At 73.2% G+C, this 10836-nt stretch carries 8 protein-coding genes and 1 pseudogene; 7 read left to right on the top strand and 2 right to left on the bottom strand.

Features of this window, described 5'->3' with window-relative positions; all coding sequences use genetic code 11:
• Window positions 1-19: 19 nt before the first annotated feature.
• Genes ABZ321_RS53080 through ABZ321_RS53100 form a run of 5 tightly spaced genes read left to right on the top strand, consistent with a single transcriptional unit; the run spans window position 20 to window position 6610 of the window.
• Window positions 20-2632, top strand: coding sequence for an AMP-binding protein (locus ABZ321_RS53080; RefSeq protein WP_354904033.1), 2613 nt, complete (start codon window positions 20-22; stop codon window positions 2630-2632).
• On the top strand, window positions 2611-3636 hold the full coding sequence (locus ABZ321_RS53085) for an iron ABC transporter substrate-binding protein (RefSeq protein ID WP_354904034.1): 1026 nt from the start codon (window positions 2611-2613) through the stop codon (window positions 3634-3636). Before ABZ321_RS53080 ends, ABZ321_RS53085 begins: the two co-directional genes overlap by 22 nt.
• Complete coding sequence (locus ABZ321_RS53090) at window positions 3620-5221, top strand: iron ABC transporter permease (protein ID WP_354904035.1); 1602 nt, start codon at window positions 3620-3622, stop codon at window positions 5219-5221. The genes ABZ321_RS53085 and ABZ321_RS53090 overlap by 17 nt, the downstream gene beginning before the upstream one ends.
• Window positions 5218-6252 (top strand): ABC transporter ATP-binding protein, encoded by a 1035-nt coding sequence (locus tag ABZ321_RS53095; RefSeq protein ID WP_344500495.1) that lies wholly within the window; start codon window positions 5218-5220, stop codon window positions 6250-6252. The genes ABZ321_RS53090 and ABZ321_RS53095 overlap by 4 nt, the downstream gene beginning before the upstream one ends.
• Before the next feature lie 19 nt (window positions 6253-6271).
• Window positions 6272-6610 (top strand): hypothetical protein, encoded by a 339-nt coding sequence (locus ABZ321_RS53100; RefSeq protein WP_354904037.1) that lies wholly within the window; start codon window positions 6272-6274, stop codon window positions 6608-6610.
• On the opposite strand, the gene ABZ321_RS53105 is transcribed toward ABZ321_RS53100, so the two are convergent.
• Window positions 6607-7800 (bottom strand): oxygenase MpaB family protein, encoded by a 1194-nt coding sequence (locus ABZ321_RS53105; protein WP_354904039.1) that lies wholly within the window; start codon window positions 7798-7800, stop codon window positions 6607-6609. The two genes, ABZ321_RS53100 and ABZ321_RS53105, sit on opposite strands and share 4 nt — an antisense overlap.
• Before the next feature lie 313 nt (window positions 7801-8113).
• On the opposite strand from ABZ321_RS53105, the gene ABZ321_RS53110 reads away from it, so the two are divergent.
• A complete protein-coding gene (locus ABZ321_RS53110) occupies window positions 8114-9280 on the top strand; it encodes a helix-turn-helix domain-containing protein (RefSeq protein ID WP_344500501.1) in 1167 nt (388 codons plus the stop codon).
• A gap of 68 nt (window positions 9281-9348) precedes the next feature.
• Here ABZ321_RS53110 and ABZ321_RS53115 read toward each other — a convergent pair whose 3' ends face one another.
• A complete protein-coding gene (locus tag ABZ321_RS53115; protein WP_354904041.1) occupies window positions 9349-10323 on the bottom strand; it encodes an LPXTG cell wall anchor domain-containing protein in 975 nt (324 codons plus the stop codon).
• Between the two features lie 172 nt (window positions 10324-10495).
• Here ABZ321_RS53115 and ABZ321_RS53120 point away from each other — a divergent pair.
• Window positions 10496-10836 (top strand): annotated as a pseudogene (locus ABZ321_RS53120) (hypothetical protein); the annotation flags it as partial.

The raw sequence follows: 10836 nt of genomic DNA on the forward strand, positions 1-10836 counted from the left end.
TAGGTTAGCCTCACCAACTATGCCTCTGTTGGATCCCCGGCAGGTGCGCGCCACCTTCCTGGTGTCCGACACTGCCGGCGCGCATCACCCTGCCCTGATCGACCCCGCCGGATGCCTCGGCTACGGGGAGCTCGCCGATCGGGTGGCCGCGCTCGCCGCCGCCCTGCCATCAGCACAGGCCGGCCGGCGGCTCGTGCACGTGCCGCTGGCCCCGGACCGCGACCTGGTGCTCGGATATCTGGCGGTGCTGTCGGCCGGGCACGTCGCCCTGATCACCCCGCCCGAGCACCGGTCGATCACCGCGGTCTACCAGCCCGACCTGTGGCTCCACCCGGACGGCACCTTCGAGGCCGCGACGCCGGCCAGCGACACCGACGCGCCGCGGCACCTCCTGCACCCGGACCTGGCGGTGCTGCTCAGCACGTCGGGCAGCACCGGCTCACCCAAGCTGGTCCGGCTCAGCCACGACAACGTGCTCAGCAACGCCGAGGCGATCGCGTCCGCGCTGTCGATCACCCCGGCCGACCGCGCGGTCACCTCGCTGCCGCTGCACTACTGCTTCGGGCTGTCGGTGCTGCACGCCCAACTCCGCGCCGGCGCCACCACGGTGCTGCGGCCCGGGTCGGTCACCGACCCCGGCTTCGCCGACGACCTGCGCCGCGACCGGGTCACCCTGGTCGCCGCCACCCCGCACGTGGTGGACCTGCTCGACGTCCAAGGCGTGCTGGACCATCAGCCCTCGCTCCGGCTGCTCGCCCAGGCCGGCGGCGCGCTGCCGCCCGAGCGGGTGCGGGAACTCGCCGCCCGGGGCCGCGCGGCCGGCTGGGGCATGGCGGTCATGTACGGCCAGACCGAGGCCACCGCACGCATGGCGGTGCTGCCACCCGAGCTGGCGGAGCGATACCCCGACGCGGTGGGATGGCCGATCGCCGGATCGGCGTTCCGGCTCGACCCGGCCGGCGCCGACGAGCCGGTGGCCGCACCAGCCGCACCCGACGGCCCGGTCGGCGAGCTCGTGTTCACCGGACCGGGCGTCATGCTCGGATACGCCGAGCACCCCGACCACCTGGCCCTGGGGCGGACACACAGCGAGCTGCGGACCGGCGACCTCGCGCGGATCGACGCCGACGGACTGGTCCGGATCGTCGGCCGCCGGTCCGACTTCGTGAAGATCATGGGCATCCGCATCGACCTCGGCCAGGTCGAGCGCTCCCTGCGCGGCCACGGGCTGCGGTCCTGCGTCACCGGCCGCGACGACCAGCTGCAGGTCACCTACCGGCGCGGCGAGCAGTCGCCCGACCAGGTCCGCGACCTGGCCGCGCAGGTCTCCGGTCTCAGCCGGTCGGTGATCTCGGCCCGCGCCGTCGACGAGCTCCCGCTGCTGCCCAACGGCAAACCCGACCGCCGGCACAGCGCCGACCTGCACGTCATCGAGACCTCCGGCCAGCAGGCAGAAACGGCCGCCGCGGTGGTCGCGGTGCTGGAGCCGCTGGTGGGCAGCGACGGCGTCGACCTCGACCGGTCGTTCGTCGAGCTCGGCGGCGACTCCTTCAGCCACGTCGTCGCGTCCGTCGGCCTGACGCGCCTGCTCGGCGACCTCCCGCCCGACTGGCACCACCGGCCGGTCCGCGACCTGGTCGCGCTCGCCGACCGGCGGCCACCGTCGCGCTGGTGGAGTCCGCTGGTGCAGCGGGTCGACACGACCGTCGTGCTGCGCGGCGTGGCCGTGGTGACGATCTGCGGCAGTCACGTCGGCCTGTTCCGGCTGGCCGGCGGGGCGCACATCCTGCTCGCGGTCGCCGGTTTCCTCTTCGCCCGCTACGTGCTCACCTCGCCGGCGACCGAGGAGCGCGTGCGGCGAAGCGCCCGGATCGCCGTCGGGGTCGCCGTCCCGGCGGTGACCGTCGCCGCGGTGATGCTGTTCGGGTTCGGGACGGTCCACTGGTCGAACGTCGCGCTGGTCCACTGGCTCGTCCGACCGCAGGCCTCCAACAACTTCTGGTTCGTCGAGGCCTACCTGGTGATCGTGGCCGTCACCGTCGCGGCGCTGGCGGTGCCGCGGCTGCGGGCCGCATACGCCGCCGACGCCTGGCGCACCACCATGGTCGCCTTCGTGGTGCTGCTGGTGCCCCGCTACGTGGTGATCGCGCTGTACGACGGCCCGCTGCGTGGCCTGCCGGGCACGGTCGCGTGGCTGTTCGTGGCGGGTGTCGCGATGGCGGTGGCCGACAGCCGGAAGCGCCGGCTGGTCACGACCGCGGTCGCGGTGGCCGCCGCCGTCGGCTTCTTCCCCGGACAACCCGCACGCAACCTGGCGATCATGCTCGGGCTCACGCTGCTGGCGCTCGTGCCCGCCCTCCCGGTGCCGCGGCTGCTCGTCCGCCCGCTCGGCGCACTGGCGGCCGCCTCGCTGCACATCTACCTCGTGCAGTTCCAGGTGTTCGCGTTCTTCGGCGCGCCGATCCTCAAGTTCGCGGTCGCGATCGCCGCCGGCCTGGGGTTCTGCGCGGCCGGCAACCACGTCCTGCACCGGCGGCTGCCGCCGCTGCCGCCGGTCGAGGTCATCCGCCGTCGCATGGCGGCGAGGCAACTCGTGAGAGAGGACATGACATGCGTCGACGCACGTTCCTGACCGGCCTTGGGGCAGTCGGGGCGGTGAGCCTGGTGGGGTGCGGTTCGAAGTCCGAGGACGGCTACGTCGCCGACCCCGGTTCGTTGCAGGTCTACTCCGCCCAGCACGAGAACCTCACCAAGGCGTGGGCCGAGGCGTTCACCGCGGCGACCGGCATCAAGGTGCAGATCCGCAAGGGCTCCGACGCCTCGATGGGGCACCAGATCGTGGCCGAGGGCTCCGCGTCGCCCGCCGACGTGTTCCTCACCGAGAACAGCCCGGCGATGACGCTGGTCGAGCGCAACAAGCTGCTCGCCCCGCTCAACGAGGAGACCCGGCGGCAGGTGCCGGCCAACCTGACGCCGTCGTCGCAGGTGTGGACCTCGATCGCCGCCCGGTCCACGGTACTGGTTTACAACACCACCAAGCTCGACAAGGCCGACCTGCCGAAGTCGCTGATGGACCTCGCCGGGTCGCAGTGGAAGGACCGCTGGGCGTGCGCCCCCGGCGGCGCGGACTTCCAGGCCATCGTCGCGGGCATGCTCGCCGGCCAGGGCGAGCAGAAGACCACCGAATGGCTGGCCGGGCTGAAGTCCAACGCCCGGGCGCTGCAGAACAACATCGCCACGATGAAGTCGGTCAACGCCGGCGAGATCGAGTGCGGCGTGATCTACCACTACTACTGGTACCGGGACCAGGCCGGCACCAAGGAAGGCAGCGCCAACACGGCCCTGCACTACTTCCGCAACCAGGACCCCGGAGCGTTCGTGTCGCTGTCCGGCGGCGCCGTGCTCGCCGGGTCGAAGAAGCCGGCCGAGGCCCACAGGTTCCTGGCCTACATCACCAGCGAGGCCGGGCAGCGCGTGCTGGTCGACTCCAAGTCGATGGAGTACGCCGTGGGCAACGGCGTCGCCTCCGCGCCCGCGCTGCCGCCGCTGGACAGCCTGCAGGCGCCGCCGGTCGACCCCTTCACGCTCAACTCCGACAAGGTCAACAGGCTAATGACCGATGCCGGCATCCTCTGACCTGCGCGAGCCGCCCGCCGCGGCGCACGACGTGCCGGCGCCGACCCGGCCGGCCGTCCGCGCCCGCCGGTCCACCCGGATGCCGTGGCTCGTCGTGGCGGCCGCGGTCCTGGTCGCGGCCGTGATGATCCTGCCGGTCCTGGTCGTGATCGGTCAGGCGGCCACCAGCGGCGACGAGGTGTCGCGGCTGCTGCTGCGGCCGAGGACGGCCGAGCTGCTCGGCAACACGATGCTGCTGGTCCTGCTGACCGTCCCGATCACCGTGCTGCTCGGGTGCGGTGCGGCCTGGCTGGTGGAGCGGACCACCCTGCCGGGCGCCGGCGCGTGGCGCACGCTGCTCCTCGCGCCGCTGGCCATCCCGGCGTTCGTCAGCAGCTACGCCTGGACGTCGGTGCTGCCGTCGGTGCAGGGACTGGGCGGCGCGGTGTTCATCACCGTCCTGGCCTACTACCCGTTCGTCTTCCTGCCGGCCGCGGCCCTGCTGCGGGCCCTCGACCAGGGACACCTGGACGCCGCCCGGTCGCTCGGCGCGTCCGGTCCGGCGGCGGTACTGCGGGTGGCGCTGCCGCAGCTGCGTCCGGCCATCACCGGCGGCGCGCTGCTGGTCGCCCTGCACCTGCTCGCCGAGTTCGGCGTCCTGCAGATGATGCGGTTCCCCACCTTCACCACGGCGATCCTGCAGCAGTTCGCGGTCGGGTTCAGCAACGCCGCCGGCAGCATCCTCGCCGCCGCGCTGATCGTGCTCTGCGTCGGGCTGCTGGCCCTCGAGGTGCCGCTGCGCGGCCGCGCACGGATCGCCCGGGTGGGCTCCGGCACCCGGCAGCGTCCGGTCGCGTACCGCCTGGGCGCGTGGACCGTCCCCGCGTCCGCCGCCCTCGTCGGGCTGGTCGGGCTGGCCCTCGTCGTGCCGCTGGTGCTGGTGCTGCGCTGGCTGGTGCGGGCGATGACGTCCGGCGCGGTGGTCGCCGGTCCGCTGCTCGCGGCGACGGGATCGACCGTCGGCCTCGCGGCGCTGGCCGGCCTGGCGGCGGCGGTCATGGCGCTCCCCGCCGCGTGGCTGCTGCACCGGTACCCGTCTCGGCTGGCGACCGCGCTGGAGCGGGGCACGTACATCGCGAGCGCACTCCCCGGGGTGGTCATCGGGCTGGCGCTGGTGACGCTCGCGGTGCAGTGGGCCCGTCCCGTCTACCAGACCACCGCGCTCGCCGTGCTGGCCTACACGGTGCTCTTCCTGCCCCGCGCCATGGTCGCCTGGCGGTCCGGCCTGGCCGCGGCCCCGCCTGAGCTCCTCGAGGCGTCGCGGTCGCTCGGGGTGTCCGGTCTCGGGACCCTCATCCGGGTCGTCCTGCCGCTGGTGCTGCCGTCGGCGCTGACCGGATTCGTGCTGGTCTTCCTCGCGACGTCGACCGAGCTCACCGCGACCCTGCTCCTCGCCCCGACCGGCACCGAGACCCTCGCGACCGCGTTCTGGTCGGCGAGCGACGAGTTGGATTACGTCGCGAGCGCCCCGTACGCTGCGGCGATGATCGCCCTGTCCGCCCCCCTCACCATCCTGCTGCGCCGGCAGATCCTGGACCAGCGGTGAGCGGCGCGGGCATCTCCGTCACCGGGCTCACCGTCGGCTACGGCGGCCCGCCGGTGCTGGACCAGGTCGACCTGCGGGTGCGCGCGGGCGGCATCACCGCCGTGCTCGGCCCTTCCGGCAGCGGCAAGACCACGCTGCTGCGGGCGATCGCCGGGTTCATCCGGCCAGACCGGGGGCGGATCGAGGTACGCGGCGAGGTGCTCACCGACGGACCGGCCCTGGTCGCTCCGGAGCGGCGCGGCATCGGCTACGTCCGCCAGGACGGCGCGCTCTTCCCGCACCTCGACGTCACCGGCAACATCACCTTTGGGCTGCCGCGGGCCGAGCGGCGCCGGGCGGCCCAGGTCGAGCCGCTGCTCGAGCTCGTCGGGCTGTCACCGGACCTGGCCCGCCGCCGGCCGGACGAGCTGTCCGGCGGGCAGCAGCAGCGCGTCGCGCTCGCCCGCGCCCTGGCCCGCGAACCGTCGGTGGTGCTGCTCGACGAGCCGTTCTCCTCGCTCGACACCGCACTGCGCGCCGCGACCCGCGAGGCCACCCGCGCCGCGCTCGCCGAACGGGGCGCGACCACCGTCCTCGTGACCCACGACCAGGGCGAGGCCCTGTCCTTCGCCGACCAGGTGGCCGTCATGTTCGACGGCCGGTTCGCCCAGGTCGACAGCCCGGCCGGCGTGTACGCCGCACCGGCCACGCCCGAGGTCGGCCGGTTCCTCGGCGACGCGATGCTGCTGCGCGGCCAGGCCGACGGCCGGGCTGTCCACTGCTGTCTGGGCCGGCTCGACCTGGCCGAACCGGCCACCGGCGACGTCCTGGTGATGGTGCGACCCGAGCAGCTCGTTCTGCGCGAGCCGTCCGGCACCACGGCGTCGGTCGCGTCGGTGACCTACCACGGCGCCGACGCGATGGTCCGCCTGGACCTGGCCGGCCAGAGCACACACCTGGTCGCGCGTGTCCCCGGCGACCGGACACCTCGCCCGGGCGACGAGGTGGGCATCACGGTGCCCGCACCCGTCCGCTCGTTCCCCCGACGCTGACCCGTTCTAAGGTGGGCCGGTGCGCCTGGACCATCCCGACGACGACGAGCAGCGGGCGATCTTCGAGGAGCTGCTGACGTCGGTCTCCACCGGCGGCGGGATCTACTCCTGCAATGGGCTCGACATGGAGACCGAGGAAGCGCTCTGGGTCATCGCCCGCGCCTACCCGGCCGTCACCGACGACCTGGTCGTCGCGGCCCGGGTGGTGTTCGCCGGTCAGCTGGACGGCTCCAACGCGGCCGCCCGCCGGGCGGCACTGGCGAGGAAGTTCGACGAGCTGGCCCGGCGCCGTGCTGAGGAGGCCCGCGGGAGCCGGGAAGGCAATCCTCCCGGCTCCCTTGCGTCAGGACCGAGCTAGGCCCGGTTCCCGGTGGGGATCGTGATGAGGGTGGTCGTGCCGGAGGCGCCCTTGTTGAGGAAGAGCATCGCCAGCGCCCGGATGAACTGGTCGAACATGTAGAAGCTGGCGGGCGCGATCGGGATCAGCCCCTCCCGGAACGCGATGTAGGTGGGCCAGGCGGTGCGGACGAGGGTCGCCGCCGCGTAGTCGCGCGGCAGGCGCAGCCAGTCGCCGATCTCGTTGCTGAGCACGTACCGGACGAACTCGTTGAGGAAGCCGCGGGTGACGCCCAGGTCGATCTGCGCGGTCAGCCCGAGCAGGTCCTCGGCCAGCTCCTTGCCCTCCTGCGTCGGGGCGAGGATCGGGGTGAGCGCCGACGCCGACTGCGCGTATGCGGCGGCCCACGTCTGCGGGATGAACTCGTCGCGCACGCCGAGCAGGTGCATGGCGACCTGCCACTGGTGCAGGAAGGCGGTCTCCTCCGCGGCCGTCATCCGGACCTTCCACTCCTTCAGCTTCTTGTGCACGAAGGTGCCGAGGCTGTGGAAGGTGACCAGGATGTCGCCGTTGCTGATGGGGATCCCGCCCGGCTCGTTGGCGACCGCCCGCCACTGCGGCGACTGCGGCAGCAGATGCCGCACCGCCGCGTGCACCAGGCGCGTCTTGTTGGCGGTGACCACGAACTGGCCGTTGGGCTCGAACGCGGTCAGCTCGCTGAGGTCGTAGCCGAAGGTGAACGTCTTGGCCGCGCGGTCCTGCATGTTGGCGCCGCCCGCGGACCAGTACACCGACTTGGCCTCACGCGGGATCACCGTGCTCATGATGCCGCTGCCGAGGCCGTACAGCATGAACAGGTAGGTGTCCTTGCGCCGGTTGAAGTCGGCGGCGAGACGCAGCTTGCTGCGGTCGGCCCAGGAGGGCAGCGTGTTGACCTGCTGCAGGTAGGTGCGGAGGTTGGCGGGCAGGCCGCTGGGCAGTGCGTCGCTGTTGTTGACCCAGGACCGCATCGCGGTGTTGACCGCTGGGACCTGGCCGTTGTCGAGCAGCCCGGCGACCAGCTGGTCCACTTCGTCGTCCCAGGCCCACCACGGGTCGGTGCCCGCGGCGGCGGGCGCTGCCGCGGCCGGGACGGCGCCCACCGCGCTCACCAGGCCGAGCGCGACGCCGAGGGAGAGGACGCTCCGTCGGTTGAAGTTGAGATTGCTCATTTACTTACCCCGGTTCCGTGAAGGCATGGGCGCTGCTCATGCAGGGGCTAAGCAGTGGCGGACAGCGACAACCTTACGGAAGTCGATGTGTGATTCTCCGTTAACATACGAAACAATCCGCCGGTCGGCAAGGGCGTCCGCGCAGGGAATCTCCGCCGCGCCGGAGGGCGGCCGTCGCCGCCGGTACCGTGGCCGACGCCCGGTCATGTGTCAGGATCGGCGGCATGCCATGGGACATCGCCGTGCCGCTGCGGTGCGGACCCCTGACCGGCGCGTCCGGCGGGCTCCCGCACACGCCTGGTCGGTCGCCGCTGTGACCACCGAGTCGACCGCGGCCGTCCGGCCCCGCAACCGCAAGCAGCTCGTCATCGAAGCGGCCGGCCGGATGTTCAGCGAACGGGGCTACCACGCGGCGTCCATGGAGGAGATCGCCGCCAGCATGGGCATCACCGCGGCGGCCCTCTACCGGCACTTCCCGAACAAGTACGCGCTGTTCGCCGAGTGCGCGAACGTCATGGCCGACCGGCTCGTCGCCGCGCTCGACGACGTGCCCGCCGAAGCCTCCCTGGCCGACGTCCTCGCCGCCGCCGCCCGGGTCACCGTCGCCCATCGCGCGTCGGGCGGCGTGTACCGATGGGAGGCCAGGTACCTCGATCGCGGCGACCGGCAGGCGCTCAGGGCGAAGTTCGCGCACGTGGTCGCCCGGGTGGCGGACGCGGTACACCGCGAGCATCCGCTCCCGGACGAGCACCTGCGGGCCGTCGCGGCACTCGGCGCGATCGGGTCGATCACGATGCACCACACCGCGATCGCGCAGCGCCGCCTCGAAGAGGTGCTGGTCGGGTCCGCCCTGCGCGTGGCCGCGACCGACCCGGCGGCGGCCACCGGCATCGCGCGCCTCGTCGACCTGCCCGCCCAGCCCGTGGCACGCACCCGGCGCTCGGAGATCCTCGCGGCCGCCATCCCGCTGTTCGAGCGGGACGGCTTCGCCAACGTCACGAACGGCAGGATCGCGGAGGCCGTCGGGCTGGTCCCGTCCGCGATCTACCGGTACTTCCCCGGCAAGGCCGACATCCTGGCGGCGGCCTGCCTGCAGGCGGCGGGGCTGCTGGCCCAGGCGGTGGAGCAGAACCTCCGCGGGACGGCCGACCCGCACGACGCGGTGGTCGCGCTGACCGCGACCTACGTGGCGTACAGCTTCGAGCACACGGCACTCACCAGCGTCGCCAACGCCGAGCTCGCCGGCCTGCCGGCCGACCTGCAACGGCCGCTGGTCGTCGCGCAGCGGGAGCACATCGCCGTGTGGGAGCAGCAGCTGCGGTCGGCGCGTCCGGAGCTCGACTCGCGCCAGGCCCGGGTGCTGATCCACGCCGGCTTCGGCGTGGTGGTCGAGGCCGGACGCAGGCTGCGCTGGCGGGACAGCCCGGAGCACCGGGACGCCGTCGCCGCGCTGCTCATGAGCGCGCTGGGCATCCGATGAGCCGCCGGTCGCGGCGGTGCCGGTGGTGTTCTTGTACCGGCACCGCCACCGCCGCGATCGCCCTACGCTCAGCCCGTACGGAAGCGGCGGCGGGCGCCGACGAGCACTAGGCCCGCACCGGCGGCCAGCAGCAGCCCGCCGGACACGGCGAGCAGGCCGACGTTCGTCCCGGTCTTCGGCAGCGCCGGGACCGGTGAGACGCTCGCGGCCGGGGAGGTCGGGGCCGGCGTCGTCGCGGACGTGGTGCCGACGGTGAGCTTCACCTTGGTGTCCTTGTTGGTGTACCGGTTGGTCGGCGTGAGGACGAGCTCGACCTCCGACCGCTTCGCCGGCACGGACAGGCGGATCGTGAACGTGTCCTGCGCGCCGGCCGCGAACGGGCCGGTGCGGTGGATCTCGCAGCCCTGCTCGGCGGGGATCCGGCCGCTGCCGGTGCAGGCGGGCGACACGGCGCGCACGCCGCCCGCGGTGTAGGCGACGAGGTAGTACTGGCCGAACGTGAAGCTGCCGGCGTTCGTGACGCGGACGGCGACGTCGACGTGCCCGTCGCTGACCGGACCGGCCTGCGCGGACAGGCGAAGCGGCCCCTTGTCCGGCCACGCGACCACGAAGTCGTTGCGCCTCCCGAGCGTGCCGTCCGGCGCCATGCCCTGCAGGTAGCCCAGCGTCGACACCTGGAAGACGGGCTCGCCGGTCGTTGAACGGATCTTGATCCCGACCGTCTTCGGGTTGCCCACGTTCGGGGCGACGGTGCCGGCCGAGCAGATCCAGGTGCCCGCCTTCGTGCCGGTGTCGCACTGGCCGGGCTCGACGGTGACCGAGCCCGTCGGCAGCTCCAGGATGAACCGGCCCTCGAGCGCCGTCGCGCCGCTGTTGATGACGCCGATCTCGGCGACGGCCGACGGGGTGTACGGGTCGCCGGACAGGCCGACCTTGCCGGAGATGGCGTCGATCGGCCCTTCCGCCGGAGCGGCCGCGGCGGGCGAGACGAACAGGGCGGTGGCGGCGAGCGCGACAGCGGCGGTGCCGATGCGAAGCAGCACGGTGATCTCCTCATGACGATGTGTGGATGTCGGACACATCGATCACGCCTGGACTTGAGAGGCCGGTTGTCGAACCGCGTGTCGAGCAGCGGACACAACCAAAACGCCTTGTGGCTTCAACCGGACCGGCGGGAGGCGCCGTGGCGTTGCGCCGGTTTGGCACGCTGCCGCCGTGATCAAGGACCCGGACGATCTGGACGGGGTCGACTGGGCGGCGCTCGGCCACGCCTGGGGCGCCGCCGACGACGTGCCGGACCTGCTCCGCCGGCTGGTCGGGCCGGAACCGGAGGCGCGTGCGGACGCGCTGAACGGGCTGCGCGGGGCGGTGCACCTGCACGGTGACGTGTTCGACAGCACCGTCGCCGCGATCCCGTTCCTGCTCGGCCTCGCGGGCGACTCCCGGGTGCCGGACCGGGCCGGCGTGCTGGGGCTGCTGGCCCACATCGGCGGCGCGACCCGGCGCGAGGACCCGGGGCCGGACTTCGTCGCCGCCCGGGCGGCGGTCGCCGGCGC

It is taken from the genome of Dactylosporangium sp. NPDC006015, from assembly GCF_040614215.1.
Classification (GTDB): Bacteria; Actinomycetota; Actinomycetes; order Mycobacteriales; family Micromonosporaceae; genus Dactylosporangium; species Dactylosporangium maewongense.